This window comes from Pseudomonas sp. AU11447 (assembly GCF_001672555.2).
In the GTDB taxonomy this organism is placed as follows: domain Bacteria; phylum Pseudomonadota; class Gammaproteobacteria; order Pseudomonadales; family Pseudomonadaceae; genus Pseudomonas; species Pseudomonas nitroreducens.
In genome coordinates this window covers 88,620-107,284 of record NZ_LZDG02000046.1, presented here as the reverse complement: position 1 = coordinate 107,284, position 18,665 = coordinate 88,620, and the positions used below count along the sequence as shown (strand labels likewise).

Below are 18,665 nucleotides of genomic sequence, written 5' to 3'. Positions count from 1 at the left end.
CGTGGCGGGAAGTCGCACTAGGATGTTGTCATCCGCCGCTGTGCGGACATCAGAACCGGGAGCACAACAATGACAACATCATCCCGTCGATCGGCCGCCCCGCGCGTGCTGATCATCGGTGCCGGCTTCGCCGGCCTGGGGTTGGCGATCCGCCTGCAAAAGGCCGGGATCGACGACTTCCTGATCCTCGAAAAGGCCGCCGACGTGGGTGGCTGCTGGCGCGAGAACGTCTATCCGGGCGCTGCCTGCGACGTGCCTTCGCACCTGTATTCCTTCTCTTTCGAACCCAAGGCCGACTGGTCGCGCAAGTTCGCGCCCCAGGCGGAAATCCTCGAATACGCGCGGCACTGCGCCGATAAATACCGCCTGCGCGAACGCATCCGCTTCAACTGCGAGGTGCGCGAGGCAAACTTCGACGAGGCTGCCGGCGAGTGGCGCGTTACCTGCGCCGATGGCGAAGAATTGCGCGCGCAATCGCTGGTCTGCGCCCTGGGCCAACTGAGCCGCCCGTTGATCCCGAAGCTGCCGGGGATCGAGCGCTTCCAGGGCAAGGCCTTCCATTCCGCGCAGTGGGACCATGGCACGCCATTGGAGGGCAAGCGCGTGGCCGTGGTCGGGACCGGCGCCAGCGCCATCCAGTTCGTCCCGCAGATCGCGCCGAAAGTCGCCGAGTTGCTGCTGTTCCAGCGCAGCGCCGCCTACGTGATTCCCAAGCCGGATCGCCCCTACGCCGACTGGGAGCGCCGCATCAAGTCGCGCCTGCCCTGGCTGCAGCGTCTGGATCGTGGGCTGAAGTACGTGCAGCACGAGGCGCGGGCGCTGGCCTTCACGGTGTTCCCGCCGATGATGAAATTCATGCGGATCAGCTTTCACCTGCACATGCGCAAGAGCATTGCCGACCCGCAGCTGCGCGCGCGGCTGCAGCCGGATTACCCCATGGGCTGCAAGCGCATCCTGATCAGCAACGACTACTACCCGGCGCTGGCGCGCAGCAACGTGAAGCTGGTCGATACCGGTATCCGCGAGGTTACTGAAGACGCCATCGTCACTCGCGACGGCCAGCGTCATCCGGTGGATACGATCATCTACGGCACCGGCTTCGCCGCCACCGAGTTCCTCGCGCCGATGCGCATCACCGGCCTTGCCGGGCGCGAGCTGAACCAGGCCTGGAGCGACGGCGCCGAGGCGTACAAGGGCATCAGCGTCAGCGGTTTCCCCAACTTCTTCATCCTCTACGGACCGAACACCAACCTGGGGCACAACTCCATCATCTACATGCTGGAGAGCCAGTTCCCCTACGTGCTCGGCTGCCTGCAGCGCATCCAGCGCGAGGGCCTGAAGTACCTGGACCTCAAACCGCAGGTACAGCAGGGCTTCAATCGCCAGTTGCAGCGCGACCTGCAGCACACCATCTGGGAGCGCGGTTGCAGCAGCTGGTACAAGACCGAAAGCGGCCGCAACACCGTCAACTGGCCGGGCTTCACCTTCCGTTACCGCCAACAGACCCGCCGGCCGGAGTTCGCCGACTATGACTGCATCCGTTGAGCCCGTGGTACCGCTGTCGACCCGCCAGAAACTCCTGACCGCCACCCTGCGTGGCACGCTCAACCTGCTGTTCCGCGGGTTGATGGGCCCGCAGCTGCCGGTGAAGGCTCAACGTGCATTGCTGCGCGGGCTGACGGCCGCAACCCTGACGCCTCGCGGCGTGCATCGTCAGCAGACGACGCTGGGCGGCGTCCCGGCCGAGGTCTGGCGTCCCGATGGGGGCGGCGAGGGCAGGGTGATCCTCTACCTGCATGGCGGTGCCTATCTGGTTGGCTCGCCGGCCACGCACCGGGCGATCACCGCCAATCTGGCGCGGCGCTGCCAGGCCGAGGTGTGGGTGATCGATTACCGCCTGGCGCCGGAGCACCGCTTCCCGGCCCAGCGCGACGACGCGGTGGCGGCCTACCGCGCCTTGCTGGACAAAGACATCCCGGCATCCGCCATCGCCGTCGCCGGGGATTCCGCGGGGGGCCACCTGACCCTGCAACTGGCGCTGGAGGCGAAGGCCCAGGGGCTGCCGACGCCGGGCGCGCTGGTGACCTTCTCGCCGGTGACCGATCTCTCCGCCGAGCATCTGCACGCGCCAGCGGCCGGCGATCCGCTGATCACCCGCGCCTGGATGGACAGCGCCATGGAGATGTTCTGCCCGCCGGGCGTGCCGCGCGCGGACGCACAACTGTCGCCGCTGCATGCCGATCTCACCGGCTTGCCGCCGCTGCTGATCCAGGTCGGCGAGGATGAAGTGCTGCGCAACGACAGCCTGCGCTTCGCCGACGCCGCGCGGCGTCACGGCGTGAGCGTGAGCCTGCAGCGTTTCCCCGGCTGCTGGCACGTGTTCCAGGCCCACGCAGGCCTGCTGGACGTGGCAGACCGGGCGCTGCAGGACGTTGCCAACTATCTCGCCGGCCATCTGCAGGGAGCACGCCGATGAACTCCATCCTGATCAGTGGGGCCGCCTCGGGCATCGGCGCGGCCACCGCGAAGCTCTTCCACCGCAACGGCTGGCGCGTCGGTCTGATCGATCTCAATCCCGAGCCGCTGGAGAACCTCGCCGCCGAACTGGGCGGTGCCTGGCAAAGGGCGCTGGACGTAACCGATGCCGAGGCCGTAACGGCGGCGGTGAACGCGTTCGCAGAAGCCAATGGCGGCCACCTGCGCCTGCTGTTCAACTGCGCGGGCATCCTGCGCTTCGGGCGTTTCGAGGACATCAGCCTCGCCGAGCACAACCGCATCATCGCCATCAACGTGCAGGGCGTACTCAACTGTTGCTATGCCGCGCTGCCGTACCTCAAGCGCACGCCGGGTGCGCAGGTGCTGAACATGGGCTCGGCTTCCGGGCTGTATGGCGTGCCGCAGATGGCCAGTTATTCGGCCTCGAAATTTGCCATCCGTGGGCTGACCGAGGCGCTGGAGCTGGAGTGGCGCGAGCTCGGCATCCGCGTCGCCGACCTGATGCCGCCGTTCGTGCGCACGCCGATGGTCGCCAGCCAGACCTTCGAGCCTCCGGTATTGCGCCGCCTGGGCGTCACCCTGGTCGCCGAAGACATCGCTCGGGCCGCCTGGCGCCAGGCCCGGAGTGGCGGCGTACACCGGCCCATTGGCGCGGTGTTCCGCGCCATGTACTGGTCCGGTCAGCTGTCGCCCCCGGCGATCAACCGCTGGGTGATGGCCTGGCTCAGCCGTGCCTGAGTAGACTGCAGGGGCGGCGAAGGAGGCCGTCCCATGCAGCGAATCCCCGAACCCCAGCCCTCTGTCTGGCAGCGAGTGCTGCAGGACATCACCACACCGTTCGACCGGATCAGCGAGATGACCTACGGGGTGATCATGACCCTGACCATCATCTCGGTGATTTCTGCTGCCAGTGGCGGTGCGAGCCGACAGGACCTGATCGTCGCCGCGTTGGGCTGCAACATCGCCTGGGGCGTGGTGGATGCCCTGATGCTGCTGGTGCGCCTGCGGGTGGAACGGGTGCACCAGCACGGGCGGTTGCGCGCTTTGCGGGGTGTTTCGAGCGACACCGACTTTCGTGAAGGTCTCGACGAGTTCCTGCCGCCGAGGCTGGTGGCAGTGCTCCATCCGGATGAGGTCTGGAGCCTGCGCCAGCGGCTGATGGCCTCGGAACTGGGTATCGGTCAGCCGCGCGGTGGCGGCGCCGCTGTCTGGCTGGCGGCGTTGCTGATCGTGCTGCTGGTTAGCGGCATCACCCTGCCGTTGATCCTGCCGCTGTGGCTGGTGCCGGACGAGCTGATGGCACTGCGCATTGCCCAGGGTATCGGTGTGGTCATGCTGTTTGGCCTGGGCTGGCTGCTCAGCCGCTGGTCCGGAGACTCCCCCTGGCCGGGTGCGCTGGGCTTCACGGCCCTTGGCGTTGCCATGACGGGCCTGTGCATCGCGCTGGGCGGCTAGTGCCGCGGGGTTGCGCCATCCGCCGCCTGTCGCCGCCGAGCGGAGCAAAGCGTCAAAGTAGCGGCAGGTCGGGCGCCGAGACGCTACGCTGAGGAATGTGGCCGGTATATTTCCGTTGCGCCGCTCGGCGCGTTCGGCGGAGTTGGCCACCATTTCGGGGGACGTTGCGGCATTTGACGTTTCCTGGCGGCACACTGAAGTGCCCGGAACGCGACCGCCAAGGCCGCGTTCGTTGGCGGGGAATACACTCTGAACGTCTCGACAGGAGGTGCGTACCATGGAAAAGCCCCTCTCGGAGGATATCAGCGTCAACGTGTTGCGCCGGATGAAGGAAGGTGGCTTCGATTTCGCACGCATTCATCCCATCGACTTTTTCGCCATCTTTTCCGATGAACAGAACGCCCGCAAAGCTGCCCGGCAGTTTCGCGGCGAATCGCTGAGAACCCAGGTCGAGGCCCGCGATGACGGCGGCTGGAGCCTGCAGATCAGCAAGGTGATGTTCGCCACCCACGCCGCCATCGGTGATTTCGAACACGATCTTGAGGAGGTCGTGGTGCCACTGGGCGGTATTCTCGATGGATGGGGCGTGACCCAGGAGGTCACTTCCCTGCGCTAGCAGCACGTCGTTGAGCCGTCTTTCATGACGGCCGATCTTCTACCCGCGAAACCAGACAGCGCGCCGTCGCCAGCAGTGACGGCGCGCTTCTTCACGTCGGCAAAGGCGGCGATGCAAGAACGACCTTGCGGACACGCCCGGTTCCCCCGGCGCCACCGATGCGGCAGACTGCCGCGCGGAGGTGACCATGACCGATATCCTGATCCTGACCCACGTCGATTTCTGCCCGCCCGGCCATCTGGGCGTGGTGCTCGACCGTCTGCAATTGCTGTTCGACGTCCGCCGTGCCGACCTGGGCGAGCTGCAAGGCTGCGACCTGGAGCGGCCCAGGGCTGTCGCCATCATGGGCGGGCCGATGAGCGTGAACGACGACCTGCCATGGCTGCGCGACGAGATCGCGGCAATCCGCCGCTTCATCGAGCGCGACGTTCCGATGATCGGCCACTGCCTGGGCGGCCAGTTGCTGGCCAAGGCGCTGGGCGCGGACATCCATCGCCTGCCGTACACCGAACTCGGCTGGCAGCCGATGCGCCGCCAGGAAGGCCAGAGTCCGTGGCTGGCGCACCTGCCCGATGAGTTCCCGATCTACCAGTGGCACGGCGATACCTTCGACATCCCCGAAGGCGGCACGCGCCTGCTGTCCAGCCCTTGGTGCGAGAACCAGGGCTTCAGCTATGGCGATCGCATCCTCGGCCTGCAGGGCCACCCGGAAATGACCGAGGAACTGGTCAGCGATTGGGTCAACGGTTTCCCGGAATACCTCGATTCCAGTCAGCCAAGCCAGGAAAGCGCCGAGGTGATGCTCGACGGCCTGCCACAGCGGGTCGCCGCGATGAACCAGGTGGCGGAAGGCTTCTACCGTCATTGGTTGAAGCTGGCCGGGTTGATCTGATCCGGCGATTCTGGTGCGGCGATGGAACATCGCGGACGGAGTCCTCTCCCACGCAGGAGCAGGCTTTTCGTAGGAGCGAGCTTGCTCGCGAACAACCCCGGCTGCGGTGCTGGGGTTCGCAAGCAAGCTCGCTCCTACAGTGTCTGCATGCGTGCGCGGCTCAATGCTTGAACATGATGTGCCGCGCCACGGTGTAGTCCTCCAGGCCGTACATCGACAAATCCTTGCCATAGCCGGACTGCTTGAAGCCGCCGTGGGGCATTTCGCTGCACAGCATGAAATGCGTGTTCACCCAGGTGCAGCCGTACTGCAGGCGCGCCGCGACTCGTGAGGCGCGGCCCACATCCTTGGTCCACACCGACGAGGCGAGGCCGTAGTCGGAGTCGTTGGCCCAGCGCACGGCCTCGTCCGCATCGCTGAACGGCGTCACCGACACCACCGGGCCGAACACCTCGCGGCGGACGATCTCGTCGTCCTGCTGGGCGTTGGCTACCACCGTGGGTTCGTAGAAGAACCCCTTGCCGCTGACCATCTTGCCGCCGGTAGCAATCTGGATGTGCGGGCTGGCCTTGGCCCGTTCGACGAATCCGGAGACGCGGTCGCGCTGGGCCGCGGTGATCAACGGGCCGAGTTCGGTATTCGGGTCGTTCTGCAGGCCGGTCTTCAGGCTGGATACCGCACTGGCCAGATCGGCGACGAAGTTGTCGTAGACCTTCTTGCCGGCATAGATACGGCAGGCGGCGGTGCAATCCTGCCCGGCGTTGTAGAAGCCGAAGGTGCGGATGCCGGCGATCACATCTTCCAGGTCGGCGTCGTCGAAGACGATCACCGGGGCCTTGCCGCCCAGCTCCATGTGCAGGCGTTTCACGCTGTCGGCGGCACTCTTGATGATCGCCTTGCCGGTGCCCACCGAGCCGGTCAGCGAGACCATGCGCACCAGGTCGTGGCTGACCAGCGGCGCGCCCACGCTCGGGCCACGGCCGAAGACCAGGTTGACCACGCCGGCGGGGAATAGCTCGGCGATGAATTCGGCCACGCGCAGGGCGGTCAGTGGCGTCTGTTCCGAGGGTTTGAGCACTACGCAGTTGCCCGCGGCCAGCGCCGGGCCGAGCTTCCAGGCGGCCATCATCAGCGGGTAGTTCCAGGGCGCGATGGAGGCGACTACGCCCACCGGGTCGCGACGGATCATCGAGGTGAAGCCGGGCAGGTACTCGCCGGCGGCGGAGCCGGGCAGCACGCGGCAGGCGCCGGCGAAGAAGCGGAACACGTCGGCGATGGCCGGGATCTCGTCATTCAGCGCGGCGGCGTAGGGTTTGCCGCAGTTGTCCGACTCCAGGCGGGCCAGTTCCTCGGCGTGTTCCTCGATACGGTCGGCCAGGCGCAGCAGGAGCATGGCGCGGTCCTTCGGCGCGGTCTGCGACCAGCCGTCGAAGGCGGCGTTGGCGGCGCGCACCGCGGTATCCACCTGGGCTTCGCTGGCTTCGGCGATCTGGCCGATCACCTCGCCGGTGGAGGGGTTGAGGACGTCCAGCTTCGCGCCTTCGCCGGCAACGAACTGGCCGTTGATCAGGAGTTTGGTTTGCATGGGGGCTCCTCCTTCAATGGGTTTCCCCTCACCCCAGCCCTCTCCCGGAGGGAGAGGGGGCTGTCCTCTGCACAGTGGTATCCCGCTGCACGGATGCTCCCTCTCCCTTCAGGGAGAGGGCTGGGGTGAGGGCGTTTCGCAAAACGCCAGAGTCATTTCCCGCTCCCCGCCACATCACTGGTCCCGCGCGTCAGGTAGTACGCGCCGAGGATCGGCAGCATGGTGGCGAGCATCACCAGCATGGCCACCACGTTGGTGATCGGCACATCGCGCGGGCGGGTCAGCTGGTTGAGCAGCCACAGCGGCAGGGTGCGCTCATGGCCGGCGGTGAAGGTGGTGACGATGATCTCGTCGAACGACAGCGCGAAGGCCAGCATGCCGCCCGCCAGCAGCGCCGTGGCGATGTTCGGCAGGATGATGTAGCGGAAGGTCTGCCAGCCGTCGGCGCCCAGGTCCATGCTCGCCTCGATCAGGCTGAAGGAGGTGCGGCGGAAGCGCGCGATCACGTTGTTGTAGACGATCACCACGCAGAAGGTGGCGTGGCCGATGACGATGGTCAGGAAGCCGGGGTCGATCCCCAGGGTCTTGAACGCCGAGAGCAGGGCGATRCCGGTGATGATGCCGGGCAGGGCGATSGGCAGGATCAGCATCAGCGAGATGCCTTCYTTGCCGAAGAAGTCGCGGCGGTACAGCGCACCGGCCGCCAGCGTGCCCAGGACCATGGCGATCAGCGTGGCGACGCAGGCGATCTTCACCGACAGCCAGATGGCGTCGAGTACGTCGCCGCGCCCGAAGGCGATGCTGAACCACTTCAGGGTGAAGCCCTGCAGCGGGAAGCTGTAGGCCGACTCCTCGGTGTTGAAGGCGTAGAGCAGGATCACCAGGATCGGGAAGTGCAGGAACACCAGCCCGCCCCAGGCCGCCAGGCGCAGGAACCAGGAGGGGCGGTCGGTGGAAGGTGCATCAGAGCGCATCGAAGGCCCCCAGCCGCTTGGCGATGGAGAGATACACGGCGATCAGCACGATGGGCACCAGGGTGAAGGCTGCCGCCAGCGGCATGTTGCCCACCGCTCCCTGTTGCACGTAGACCATGGTGCCGATGAACAGCCCGCTGGGGCCCACCAGTTGCGGGATGATGAAGTCGCCCAGGGTCAGGCTGAAGGTAAAGATCGACCCGGCCACCACGCCGGGGAAGGCCAGCGGCAGGATGACCTGGAAGAACGTCTGCCGCGGGTGCGCGCCGAGGTCGGCTGAGGCTTGCAGCAGCGTGGGCGGCAGGCGCTCCAGGGCGGCCTGGATCGGCAGGATCATGAACGGCAGCCAGATGTAGGTGAACACCCAGAAGCGCCCGATGTGTGACGTGGACAGGGTGTTGCCGCCCACGCCGGGAACCTCCAGCAGCAGGTCCAGCAGGCCGAGCAGGTGCAGGTGCTCGATCACCCAGTAGAGGATGCCGCCCTTGGCCAGGATCACCGTCCAGGCGTAGGCCTTGACGATGTAGCTGGCCCACATCGGCAGCATCACGGCGATGTAGAAGAAGGCTTTTTCCTTCGGCCCGGCATAGCGCGCCATGTAGTAGGCGATGGGGAAGGCGAGGATGGCGCTGGCGATGGACACGGCGATGGCCATGCCCAGCGTGCGCAGGACGATGTCGTAGTTGGCCGGGTTGAACAGTGCCTGGTAGTTGGCCAATGTCAGTTCCGGCGTCACCGCCATGGTGAAGTCGTCGAAGGTGTAGAAGCTCTGCCAGAGCAGGGCGAACAGCGAGCCGATGTAGATGACGCCGAACCACAGCAGCGGCGGGATCAGCAGCATCAGCAGGTAGAGTGTGCTGCGCCGGTAGAGGAAGGTGGAGATCGCCCTCATGACGGCGGTTCTTCCAGCAGCGGCACCAGCGCGCTACGCGCCCAGGAGGCGGTCACTGCGTCGCCGGGTTTCGGGCGCTGTTCTTCGCGCTCGCCGTTGGGCAGCGCGGCGACCAGGCGCACACCGTTATCCAGTTCGATCTCGTAGCGGCTGCTGGCGCCCATGTATTGCACGTCGAACAAGGTACCGCTGACTTCCAGCTCGCCTTCGCCGGCGCGGCCGAAGCGCACGTGTTCCGGGCGCAATGAATGTGGGCGGGATTCGCCGAGCAGGCGTTGGGCGAGATCGCCGCGCAGCACGTTGGCGGTACCGACGAACTCGGCGACGAAGCGCGTGGCAGGGCGACGGTAGAGGTTGCCCGGAGTATCGACCTGTTCGATGCGGCCCTTGTTGAACACGGCCACTCGGTCGGACATGGACAGCGCTTCGCTCTGGTCGTGGGTAACGAAGATGAAGGTGATGCCCAGCTGGCGTTGCAGTTTCTTCAACTCCACCTGCATCTGCTCGCGCAGCTTCAGGTCCAGTGCGCCGAGGGGTTCGTCCAGCAGCAGCACACGCGGGCGATTCACCAGGGCGCGGGCGAGTGCCACGCGCTGGCGCTGGCCGCCGGACAGCTGCGCCGGCTTGCGCTTGCCGTAGCCGGCGAGGGCGACCATCCCCAGGGCTTCCTCGGCGCGGTGGTAGCGTTCGGTCTTCGCCACACCCTTTACCTTCAGGCCGTAGGCGACGTTATCCAGCACGTTCATGTGCGGGAACAGTGCGTAGTCCTGGAACACCGTGTTGACGTCGCGCTCGTAGGGCGGCAGGCCAGCGGCTTCGTTGCCGTGGATGCGGATGGAGCCGGAGGTGGGCTGTTCGAAGCCGGCGATCAGTCGCAGGCAGGTGGTCTTGCCGGAGCCGGACGGGCCGAGCATGGAAAAGAACTCGCCATCGCGGATCTCGATGGACACGCGGTCGACGGCGCGCACCTCGCCATAGTGACGGCTCACGTCGGTGAACTGGACGGCTGTGGTCATGCTGCGGGCTACCTGCGTGGCGGGGGCTGCATCAGAAAAGGTAGCGCATGGGGGCGGGGGTGCTTGCCGACTTGTGGGTGAGGTGGGGCATTTGTAGCGGCGACTGTTTTCTGGAGAGGTTTGTGCCAACGCATCCCCTCACCCCAGCCCTCTCCCTTAGGGAGAGGGAGCCGTCCGTGCCGGCTGATGGCAAGGTTTCATCCTGCACCGAACGGTTCCCTCTCCCGCTTGCGGGAGAGGGTTAGGGTGAGGGGCTTTTGATCCAGCAGGGGGATCACCTCCCACCCATGATCGCAATGTAGTCCTGCGTCCAGCGGCTATACGGCACGCACTGCCCCTGGGCGCACTTGGCCTGCGGGGTCTTCCAGAAGGCGATGCGGTCGAACTGGTCGTAGCCGTTGGTGGCGCATCCCTGGGCGCCCAGCAACTGGCTGCCGGTGCAGCCGTCGGGCGAGGCGGGCACCGAGCCGAACCAGGCGGCGACGTCACCCTGCACCTTGGGTTCCAGCGACCAGTTCAGCCACTTGTAGGCGCATACCGGGTGCTTGGCGTCCACGTGCATCATGGTGGTGTCGGCCCAGCCGGTGACGCCCTCGGTGGGGATAGTCGAGGAGATCGGTTGCTTCTCGCCTTGCAGCGCGTTCACCTGGTAGGGCCAGGAACCGGAAGCGGCCACGCCTTCGTTCTTGAAGTCGCTCATCTGCACCGTTGCGTCGTGCCAGTAGCGGTGGATCAGCTTCTGCTGTTCGCGCAGCAACTTGAGGGCGGCGGCGTACTGTTCCTCGTTGAGTTCGTACGGGTCCTGGATGCCCAGCGCAGGCTGGGTGGTCTTCAGGTAGAGCGCCGCATCGGCGATGTAGATCGGCCCGTCATAGGCCTGCACGCGGCCCTTGTTGCTCTTGCCGTCGGGCAGCTTCTGCTCGGTGAACACCACGCTCCAGCTGTCCGGCGCCTTGGGGAAGACCTTGGTGTTGTACATCAGCACGTTCGGGCCCCACTGGTACGGCGTGCCGTAGTGCTTGCCGTCCACCGTGTGCCAGGGCGCGTCCTGCAGGCGCTTGTCGACGTTCTTCCAGTTGGGCACCAGGGCGATGTTGATCGGCTGCACGCGCTTGCCGTAGACCAGCCGCAGCGAGGCATCGCCGGACGCGGTGACGAGGTCGTAGCCACCCTTGGCCATCAGGCTGACCATTTCGTCGGARGTGGCGGCGGTCTTCACGTTGACCTKGCAGCCGSTGTCCTTCTCGAACTGGSTGACCCAGTCGTAGTTCTTGTCGSWCTSGCCGCGCTCGATGTAGCCGGGCCAGGCAATGATATCCAGCGCGCCTTCGGGGTTGCCGAGCTGCTTGAGTGCTTCTGCCGCCTGCAGCGAGGCGCTGGAGAGCAGGCTGACGCCGGCAAAGGCCAGTGCCGCGGCTTTCACTAAGGACAATTGCACGGATGACATGGACGGACTCCTGTTGTTCTTCGTTGTGGGAGCCACTGCGGAACCAGCGCGCAGAAAAATGGCACCTCCGTTGACCGCTGCATGTCCATAGCGAATGGGCACGCTCTTGCAGCGTAGTTCCGGCCCAGGGGGCTGACAAGAAAGCCTCCGGCCCCCGCAAAGGCCCGCCGCATGGCGCTTGCGGCCCCAAACGGGGCGAGCCGGGGTGGCCGGCCGGCAAAAGCGCACCAAGCGGGTGCGTGGCGTCCGGGCAGACTTTGCAAGTCATTGAACCAACAGGAAATCGACCTCTGGCACGGGCCTTGCGATGGCCTTCGTAGCCGAGGACGAGCGGCAACAAGGAGTAGAAAATGGCTCGGGTGTTCTATGACGAAATGCATGACGCCGCTGGCGCCTGCCGACCGCACTACACGGAGTTCGCCCGCTGGCTGGCGGACATGCCGGGAGAGCATCTGCAACAGCGTCGCCGCGAAGCTGACCTGCTGTTCTATCGCGCGGGCATCACCTTCACCCTCTACGGCGACGACCAGGGCACCGAGCGCCTGATTCCCTTCGACACCATCCCGCGGAGCATTCCCGCCAGCGAATGGAAGATCATCGAGGCCGGCTGCATCCAACGTGTACAGGCGCTCAACCTGTTCCTCGCCGACCTCTACCACGACCAACGCATCCTCAAGGAAGGCCTGATCCCGCCCGAACAGGTGCTGGCCAACGACCAGTACCAGCTGGCGATGCAGGGCCTGGACGTGCCCGGCAATGTCTATGCGCACATCGCCGGCATCGACCTGGTGCGCGACGGCAACGGTGCCTACTACGTACTCGAGGACAACCTGCGCACTCCCAGCGGCGTCTCCTACATGCTGGAAAACCGCAAGATGATGATGCGGCTGTTCCCCGAGCTGTTCTCCGCCCAGCGCATCGCCCCCATCGACCACTACCCGAACCTGCTGCTGGACACCCTGCGCAACTCCAGCCCGCTGGATAACCCCAGCGTGGTGGTGCTGACGCCGGGACGCTTCAACAGCGCTTATTTCGAGCACGCGTTCCTTGCCCGCGAGATGGGCGTGGAACTGGTGGAGGGCGCCGACCTGTTCGTCCGCGACGAGCGCGTCTACATGCGCACCACCGCCGGCCCACAGCAGGTGGACGTGATCTACCGGCGCATCGACGACGACTTCCTCGACCCGCTGGCCTTCAATCCCGACTCCATGCTCGGCGTACCCGGCCTGCTGGCCGCCTATCGCGCCGGCAACGTGGTCCTGGCCAACGCCATCGGCACCGGCGTGGCCGACGACAAGTCGGTCTACCCCTACGTGCCGGAAATGATCCGCTTCTACCTCGACCAGGAGCCGATCCTGCACAACGTGCCGACCTGGCAGTGTCGCCGCCCGCAGGACCTGTCCCACGTGCTGGCGCACCTGCCCGAACTGGTGGTGAAGGAAGCCCAGGGCTCCGGCGGCTACGGCATGCTGGTCGGCCCGGCGGCTACCACGGCGGAAATCGAAGCTTTCCGCGCGCGGCTGATGGCGCGGCCGGAGGCCTACATCGCGCAGCCGACGTTGAGCCTGTCTACCTGCCCGACCTTCGTCGAGAACGGCATCGCCCCGCGCCACATCGACCTGCGGCCTTTCGTGCTGTCCGCGCCGGACAACGTGCGTTTGGTGCCCGGCGGGCTGACCCGCGTGGCGCTGCGCGAAGGCTCGCTGGTGGTGAATTCGTCACAAGGTGGCGGTACCAAGGACACCTGGGTGGTGGGGGACTGACCATGCTGAGTAGAACCGCTTCCGACCTGTACTGGATGTCGCGTTACCTGGAGCGCGCCGAGAACCTCGCGCGCATGCTCGACGTGTCCTACTCGTTGTCGCTGATGCCCCAGGATGGCCGCGGCGATGGCCTGGAAGAACTGGCCATGCCGCTGCTGATCACTGGCAATCTCGACGCCTATCTCGCCCGTCACGGCGAGCTGCACGCCGAGCGCCTGCTGAACTTCTTCGCCCTGGATGCCCAGAACCCCACCAGCATCTATTCCTGCTTCGGCGCCGCCCGTGCCGGAGCGCATGCGGTGCGTGGGCGCATCACCACCGACATGTGGGAAAACATCAACGCCACCTGGCTGGAGATGCGCGACATCGCCCACCAGGGCCTGCTGCGCTACGGCATCAGCCACTTCTGCGAATGGGTGAAGGACCGCTCGCACCTGTTCCGCGGCGCCACCTTCGGCACCAGCATGCGCAATGACGCCTTCCACTTCATCCGCCTGGGCACCTACATCGAGCGTGCCGACAACACCCTGCGCCTGCTCGATGCGCGTCATCAGGTGCTGGGCGAACACAGCGCCGGCCCGGCGGAAGGTTCCGCCCGTGGTTACTACCAGTGGACGGCATTGCTACGCGCGCTCTCGGCCTTCGAGGGCTACACAGAGCTTTATCGCGATGCGCTGAACGCACGGAACATCGCCGAACTCCTGCTGCTGCGCGAGGACGTCCCGCGCTCGCTGCTGGCCTGTGCCGAGGAGCTGCGCCAGATCCTCGCCAGCCTGCCCGGCGCCAACGGCCGCCCGGCGCAGCGCATGGCCGCCGAACTGGAAGCGCGGGTGCGCTACACCGGCATCGACGAGGTGCTGGGCACCGGCCTGCACACCTGGATCACCGACCACATCGGGCTGGTGCGCCAGCTCGCCAACGCCATTCACAGCTCGTACCTGGAGGCCGCATGAAACTCTCCATCCGCCACGACACCACCTACCGCTACGAAGACCAGGTGCGCGCGAGCATCCAGTACCTGCGCCTGACCCCCCAGGAGAGCGAACGCCAGCACGTCCTGGACTGGCAGCTGCATCTGCCGCGCCCGGCGCACCCGCAGCGCGATGCCTACGGCAACATCCTCCATGTGCTGACCCTCGACGAGCCCCACGAGGCCATTGCCATCGCCGCCCACGGCAACGTCGAAATCGACGTGGAGAACGAGTGCGAGCACGATCACCTGTCGCCGCTGCCGTTCCTGCGCAGCACTCGCCTGACCCTGGCTGACGGCGCGCTGCAGGAGTTTGCCCGCGCCCAGTGCGCCGAGCGCCGCGACCGCAAGGCGATGATCCGCCTGATGCAGGCGCTGAACGAGCGCATCGCCTATGTGCCCGGTTCGACCCAGGTGGACAGCACCGCCGCCGAAGCCTTTGCGGCCGGGCAGGGCGTCTGCCAGGACCACGCCCACGCCTTCCTCGCCTGCCTGCGCTACCTGAGCGTGCCGGCGCGCTACGTTTCCGGCTACCTCTACACCGACAGCGAAGAACACCTCGCCAGCCACGCCTGGGTCGAAGCCTGGCTGGACGACGCCTGGTACAGCTTCGACGTGACCAATGTGCTGGACCGCCCCGAACGCCACCTGAAACTGGCGGTGGGCCTGGACTACCTCGACGCCTGCCCGGTGCGCGGCATGCGTCGGGGCGGCGGCGGTGAGCAGATGCATGCCCGCGTCACCGTGGCGCCGGGGCACCTGCAGCAGGCCCAGCAGATGCAGCAATGAGCAGGCGTGGCGAAAGGCCGGGCACCGGCTTAAGATCGGTGCCAGCCCTCCCGCTCCCTGAACCTGCCATGAGAACGTCATGACCTATTGCGTCGCCATGAACCTCGCCCAGGGCCTGGTCTTCGTTTCCGATTCGCGCACCAACGCCGGCGTCGACAACATCGCCGTGTTCCGCAAGCTGCACATCTTCGGCACGCCCGGCGAGCGCCTGATCGTGGTGCAGAGCGCCGGCAACCTGGCCACCTCGCAGTCGGTGATCAGCGTGCTGCGGCAGCGTATGGGCAGCGAAGAACCGAACCTGGGGAACGTCGACAACCTCTTCGAAGCGGCCCGGCTGGTGGGGTCGACGCTGCGCGAGGTGGTCGACCACGACGAGAACATCGGGCAGAACCAGGGCGTCGACCTGGGCAGTTCGTTCCTCGTGGGCGGGCAGATCGGCACCGAGGTGCCGCGCCTGTTCAATGTCTACCCGCAGGGCAACTTCATCGAGTCCTGCCGCGACACGCCGTACTTCCAGATCGGCGAAAGCAAGTACGGCAAGCCGATCATCGACCGCGCCATGAGCTACGCGACGCCGCTGGAACAGGCGCTGCGCTGCGCGCTGATCAGCTTCGACTCGACCATCCGCAGCAACCTCTCGGTGGGCATGCCGCTGGACCTGCTGGTGTACCGCGAAGGCAGCCTGGAGGTACCGGCGGGGTACCGCATCCAGGAAGGCGATGCGTATTTCGAGGGAATTCGCGGGCAGTGGGGCGCGGGGTTGCGCCAGTTGCTCGGCGAGCTGCCGGCGCCGCCGGGGGATTATTGGCACTGACGCTTCGCTGCGGGGCGGGTTCGCGAGCAAGCTCGCTCCTACAGGGATGCATCGGTGCAGGGGTGTAGGAGCGAGCTTGCTCGCGAACAGCCGCTACGCAGGCCTTGCCGATCAGCCGCAGGCGTTAACCTTCCGTCCCGCCAGACGATTCAGTACGGTAGGGCGGATAACCTGGAACAGGTTATCCGCCGATATCGATAAGGCGGATAACGCTGGCGCGTTATGCGCCCTACAGAGAGCCCCGGCTTCTAGCCGCCAACCTTCACCTTGCGCCCCGCCATGTGCTTCAGGTAAGCGACGATCTCATCCAGCTCCCTGTCGCTGATCACATCCGCCGCAAACCCTTTCATCCGTGCCTCCGGCCAGTGCCGCAGGCTCTGCGGGTCGCGGATGTACTGCTTGAGATAGCCCGCGGCGAAGTATTCGGTCGGGTTGTGCGGGATGTTCAGGTCCGGACCGAACTGCGAATCCCCGGCACCGTTCAGGCGATGGCAGGCCAGGCAGTTCTTCTGGAACTGGGCGAAACCTTCCTGCACTGGCTTCGGTGCGTTCTTCGCCGGCAGCAGCGCCGGGAAGCGTTCGGCCAGCGGCTTCAGGTAACGGATGCTGGCAACCTGGAACGGCCACTGCTCCGGGCCGATGCCGGCGGCCTTGGGATCGCTCCACACAAGATAGAACGGCCCGGCGGACGGCTTGCCGTCGCCGAGTTTCGGCCAGGGCTTATCGGCTTCCTCGATGGCCAGCCAGGCGCGCGAGCCTTTGCTCTCCAGTAGCGGCGCGGCTGGCAGCTCGGCGGCAAATCCATCGAGCGCCACTGCCTGCAGGTGATCACCGGGCTTCACGCCTTTCAGCAGCGCGGCCAGTGGCACCGCGCGGTAATGCATGCTGCGGTTGTAGGAAACGTCGGCGGGAATCTCGATGTCCTGCGCCTGGGGATCGGCCAGCAATTGCTCACTGGTCAGGCTGTGCTTGCCATCGGGCAGTTCCAGGGTGAGCGTCGCGGCGAAAGCGGTGGGGCAGAGCAGGAGCAGCGTCAGCAGCAGTGGGCGCATGGTCGCATCCGTGGCGGAGTGGGCCGCGGAACATTAGCAGAGGAGTGGGCGCAGCAGGAGGTAGGTGGCTCCCGCGCTGCGTTGACCGTGGCTCGCGGATGGCGGCACGCGGTACGCAGCGGCGGGGAAGCCGGGTGTTGGCCCTAGCCGACCAGACGACTCAGATTGGGAATGATCAGAACAACGGTGGTTGCGAAGACGATCAGGCTTGCCTGACGCCATTTTCTCGATTGTTTGTCCATGATGTCCTTCCGCCTTTCTTGTTCTTGGCACGGCCACCCACTGCCTGTTGATAGTGGCGCGCATGCCTTGGCTTCTGGTTTCTCGAGCCGAGCCGGCAAAACCCGGCAACGGCACTTTTCGCATCATCTGCACGCTTTTCATTCACTGCATAACGGAGTCTAAGCCTAGTGCCGCGCGGGCTTAGACCATCTTGCAGCAAGTGATGCAGCTTCAGGCATATTCCCTCTATATGACTGGCACGTGACAAAGCCGTTCAGCTTTTCGACCGCTCGTCCGCTGCCGCCGGCAGCCCCTTTCCAGAGCCTTCGGCCTCATCGCCTCCGGTCGGTCGCTGAGCGTGGCGGTCAATTTCGCTGAGCGCTGCGGTCATTGCTCCGTGCCGATACGCCGCTAAGGTAGGCCGACACGCCACGCCTGCGTGACGACAACTCTAAGAGAGAACGCCATGACCGAAGCATTCATTTACGACGCGGTGCGTACTCCCCGCGGCAAAGGCAAGAAGGACGGCGCGCTGCATAGCGTCAAGCCGGTCAACCTGATGGCCGGTGTGCTGCGCGCGCTGCAGCAGCGCAACCAGTTGGATACCGCCCAGGTCGACGACATCGTCCTGGGCTGCGTGACCCCGGTGGGCGACCAGGGCTCGGACATCGCCAAGACCGCCGCGCTCGTGGCCGACTGGGACGAGCAGGTCGCCGGTGTGCAGATCAACCGCTTCTGCGCCTCGGGCCTGGAAGCGGTCAACCTGGGTGCCATGAAAGTGCGCTCGGGCTTCGAGGACCTGGTGGTGGTCGGCGGCGTGGAATCCATGTCCCGCGTGCCCATGGGCTCCGACGGCGGCGCCTGGGCGCTGGACCCGGAGACCAACCTGCATACCAGCTTCGTCCCCCAGGGCATCGGCGCCGACCTGATCGCCACCCTGGAAGGCTTCAGCCGTGCCGACGTCGACGCCTTTGCCCTGCGTTCCCAGCAGAAAGCCGCCAAGGCCCGCGCCGAGGGGCTGTTCGCCAAATCCCTGGTGCCGGTCACCGACCAGAACGGCATCGTCCTGCTCGACCATGACGAATTCATCCGCGCCGACTCCACCCTCGAAGGCCTCGGCGCGCTCAAGCCCAGCTTCGAAATGATGGGGCAGATGGGCTTCGACGCCAGCGCGCTGCGCAAGTACAGCTTCGTCGAGCGCATCGAACACGTGCATACGCCGGGCAACAGCTCCGGCATCGTCGACGGCGCCACTGCCATGCTCATCGGCTCCGAAGCCAAGGGCCGCGAGCTGGGCCTGAAGGCCCGTGGCCGCATCGTCGCCACCGCGGTGACCAGCACCGACCCGACCATCATGCTCACCGGCCCTGCGCCGGCCACCCGCAAGGCGCTGGCCAAGGCCGGACTGAAGGCCGAGGACATCGACCTCTATGAGGTGAACGAAGCCTTCGCCTCGGTGGTGATGAAGTTCATGAAGGACATGGGCGTGCCGGAGAGCAAGGTCAACGTCAACGGCGGCTCCATCGCCATGGGCCACCCGCTGGGCGCCACCGGCTGCATGATCCTCGGCACCCTGCTGGACGAACTGGAGCGGCGCAACCTGCGCTACGGCCTGGCCACCCTCTGCGTGGGCGGCGGCATGGGTATCGCCACCATCATCGAACGCGTCTGAGGCCGGAGAA

The 18,665-nt window shown here is 66.0% G+C and carries 17 protein-coding genes; 11 read left to right on the top strand and 6 right to left on the bottom strand.

All coding sequences use genetic code 11. The annotated features are described in order from the left end of the window. Positions 1 to 69: 69 nt before the first annotated feature. The 6 genes from A6723_RS16475 to A6723_RS16450 all read left to right on the top strand — a co-directional run bounded on the left by A6723_RS16475 (position 70) and on the right by A6723_RS16450 (position 5,459). Entirely contained in the window at positions 70 to 1,545 is a 1,476-nt protein-coding gene (locus tag A6723_RS16475; protein WP_054908465.1) for an NAD(P)/FAD-dependent oxidoreductase, read from the top strand. Then, positions 1,529 to 2,476, top strand: a complete 948-nt coding sequence (locus A6723_RS16470; protein WP_054908466.1) for an alpha/beta hydrolase — start codon at positions 1,529 to 1,531, stop codon at positions 2,474 to 2,476. Before A6723_RS16475 ends, A6723_RS16470 begins: the two co-directional genes overlap by 17 nt. Continuing rightward, entirely contained in the window at positions 2,473 to 3,234 is a 762-nt protein-coding gene (locus A6723_RS16465; protein ID WP_054908467.1) for an SDR family oxidoreductase, read from the top strand. The genes A6723_RS16470 and A6723_RS16465 overlap by 4 nt, the downstream gene beginning before the upstream one ends. A gap of 33 nt (positions 3,235 to 3,267) precedes the next feature. Continuing rightward, entirely contained in the window at positions 3,268 to 3,951 is a 684-nt protein-coding gene (locus tag A6723_RS16460) for a VIT1/CCC1 transporter family protein (RefSeq protein ID WP_054908468.1), read from the top strand. A gap of 277 nt (positions 3,952 to 4,228) precedes the next feature. Continuing rightward, positions 4,229 to 4,567 (top strand): ribonuclease E inhibitor RraB, encoded by a 339-nt coding sequence (locus A6723_RS16455; RefSeq protein ID WP_024765445.1) that lies wholly within the window; start codon positions 4,229 to 4,231, stop codon positions 4,565 to 4,567. A gap of 187 nt (positions 4,568 to 4,754) precedes the next feature. Continuing rightward, positions 4,755 to 5,459 (top strand): type 1 glutamine amidotransferase, encoded by a 705-nt coding sequence (locus A6723_RS16450; protein ID WP_054908469.1) that lies wholly within the window; start codon positions 4,755 to 4,757, stop codon positions 5,457 to 5,459. A gap of 160 nt (positions 5,460 to 5,619) precedes the next feature. On the opposite strand, the gene A6723_RS16445 is transcribed toward A6723_RS16450, so the two are convergent. The 5 genes from A6723_RS16445 to ydcS all read right to left on the bottom strand — a co-directional run bounded on the left by A6723_RS16445 (position 5,620) and on the right by ydcS (position 11,373). Then, complete coding sequence (locus A6723_RS16445; RefSeq protein WP_054908470.1) at positions 5,620 to 7,044, bottom strand: gamma-aminobutyraldehyde dehydrogenase; 1,425 nt, start codon at positions 7,042 to 7,044, stop codon at positions 5,620 to 5,622. Between the two features lie 152 nt (positions 7,045 to 7,196). Next, on the bottom strand, positions 7,197 to 8,018 hold the full coding sequence (locus A6723_RS16440; RefSeq protein WP_054908471.1) for an ABC transporter permease: 822 nt from the start codon (positions 8,016 to 8,018) through the stop codon (positions 7,197 to 7,199). Then, on the bottom strand, positions 8,008 to 8,910 hold the full coding sequence (locus A6723_RS16435) for an ABC transporter permease (RefSeq protein WP_054908472.1): 903 nt from the start codon (positions 8,908 to 8,910) through the stop codon (positions 8,008 to 8,010). The genes A6723_RS16440 and A6723_RS16435 overlap by 11 nt, the downstream gene beginning before the upstream one ends. Next, positions 8,907 to 9,926 (bottom strand): ABC transporter ATP-binding protein, encoded by a 1,020-nt coding sequence (locus A6723_RS16430; protein WP_054908473.1) that lies wholly within the window; start codon positions 9,924 to 9,926, stop codon positions 8,907 to 8,909. Before A6723_RS16430 ends, A6723_RS16435 begins: the two co-directional genes overlap by 4 nt. 274 nt (positions 9,927 to 10,200) lie before the next feature. Then, positions 10,201 to 11,373 (bottom strand): putative ABC transporter substrate-binding protein YdcS, encoded by a 1,173-nt coding sequence (gene ydcS / locus A6723_RS16425; RefSeq protein ID WP_139093006.1) that lies wholly within the window; start codon positions 11,371 to 11,373, stop codon positions 10,201 to 10,203. A gap of 350 nt (positions 11,374 to 11,723) precedes the next feature. On the opposite strand from ydcS, the gene A6723_RS16420 reads away from it, so the two are divergent. From A6723_RS16420 to A6723_RS16405, 4 genes are all read left to right on the top strand, one after another. Next, on the top strand, positions 11,724 to 13,136 hold the full coding sequence (locus A6723_RS16420; RefSeq protein WP_054908474.1) for a circularly permuted type 2 ATP-grasp protein: 1,413 nt from the start codon (positions 11,724 to 11,726) through the stop codon (positions 13,134 to 13,136). A 2-nt stretch (positions 13,137 to 13,138) separates the two neighbouring features. Beyond that, positions 13,139 to 14,089 (top strand): alpha-E domain-containing protein, encoded by a 951-nt coding sequence (locus A6723_RS16415; RefSeq protein ID WP_054908475.1) that lies wholly within the window; start codon positions 13,139 to 13,141, stop codon positions 14,087 to 14,089. After that, a complete protein-coding gene (locus tag A6723_RS16410; protein WP_054908476.1) occupies positions 14,086 to 14,895 on the top strand; it encodes a transglutaminase family protein in 810 nt (269 codons plus the stop codon). The genes A6723_RS16415 and A6723_RS16410 overlap by 4 nt, the downstream gene beginning before the upstream one ends. A 79-nt stretch (positions 14,896 to 14,974) precedes the next feature. Continuing rightward, entirely contained in the window at positions 14,975 to 15,709 is a 735-nt protein-coding gene (locus tag A6723_RS16405; protein ID WP_054908477.1) for a proteasome-type protease, read from the top strand. A gap of 248 nt (positions 15,710 to 15,957) precedes the next feature. On the opposite strand, the gene A6723_RS16400 is transcribed toward A6723_RS16405, so the two are convergent. After that, positions 15,958 to 16,761 (bottom strand): cytochrome c, encoded by an 804-nt coding sequence (locus A6723_RS16400; protein ID WP_054908478.1) that lies wholly within the window; start codon positions 16,759 to 16,761, stop codon positions 15,958 to 15,960. Positions 16,762 to 17,449: 688 nt separating this feature from the next. Here A6723_RS16400 and A6723_RS16395 point away from each other — a divergent pair. Beyond that, complete coding sequence (locus A6723_RS16395; protein WP_054908479.1) at positions 17,450 to 18,655, top strand: acetyl-CoA C-acetyltransferase; 1,206 nt, start codon at positions 17,450 to 17,452, stop codon at positions 18,653 to 18,655. Positions 18,656 to 18,665: the final 10 nt, after the last annotated feature.

Coding starts and splice junctions, on each gene's coding strand:
- A6723_RS16460 (WP_054908468.1), top strand. CDS start 3,268: ATGCAGCGAATCCCCGAACCCCAGCCCTCTGTCTGGCAGCGAGTGCTG.
- A6723_RS16405 (WP_054908477.1), top strand. CDS start 14,975: ATGACCTATTGCGTCGCCATGAACCTCGCCCAGGGCCTGGTCTTCGTT.
- A6723_RS16430 (WP_054908473.1), bottom strand. CDS start 9,926: ATGACCACAGCCGTCCAGTTCACCGACGTGAGCCGTCACTATGGCGAG.
- A6723_RS16420 (WP_054908474.1), top strand. CDS start 11,724: ATGGCTCGGGTGTTCTATGACGAAATGCATGACGCCGCTGGCGCCTGC.
- A6723_RS16395 (WP_054908479.1), top strand. CDS start 17,450: ATGACCGAAGCATTCATTTACGACGCGGTGCGTACTCCCCGCGGCAAA.
- A6723_RS16445 (WP_054908470.1), bottom strand. CDS start 7,044: ATGCAAACCAAACTCCTGATCAACGGCCAGTTCGTTGCCGGCGAAGGC.
- A6723_RS16470 (WP_054908466.1), top strand. CDS start 1,529: ATGACTGCATCCGTTGAGCCCGTGGTACCGCTGTCGACCCGCCAGAAA.
- A6723_RS16450 (WP_054908469.1), top strand. CDS start 4,755: ATGACCGATATCCTGATCCTGACCCACGTCGATTTCTGCCCGCCCGGC.
- A6723_RS16465 (WP_054908467.1), top strand. CDS start 2,473: ATGAACTCCATCCTGATCAGTGGGGCCGCCTCGGGCATCGGCGCGGCC.
- A6723_RS16475 (WP_054908465.1), top strand. CDS start 70: ATGACAACATCATCCCGTCGATCGGCCGCCCCGCGCGTGCTGATCATC.
- A6723_RS16410 (WP_054908476.1), top strand. CDS start 14,086: ATGAAACTCTCCATCCGCCACGACACCACCTACCGCTACGAAGACCAG.
- A6723_RS16400 (WP_054908478.1), bottom strand. CDS start 16,761: ATGCGCCCACTGCTGCTGACGCTGCTCCTGCTCTGCCCCACCGCTTTC.
- A6723_RS16415 (WP_054908475.1), top strand. CDS start 13,139: ATGCTGAGTAGAACCGCTTCCGACCTGTACTGGATGTCGCGTTACCTG.
- A6723_RS16455 (WP_024765445.1), top strand. CDS start 4,229: ATGGAAAAGCCCCTCTCGGAGGATATCAGCGTCAACGTGTTGCGCCGG.
- A6723_RS16435 (WP_054908472.1), bottom strand. CDS start 8,910: ATGAGGGCGATCTCCACCTTCCTCTACCGGCGCAGCACACTCTACCTG.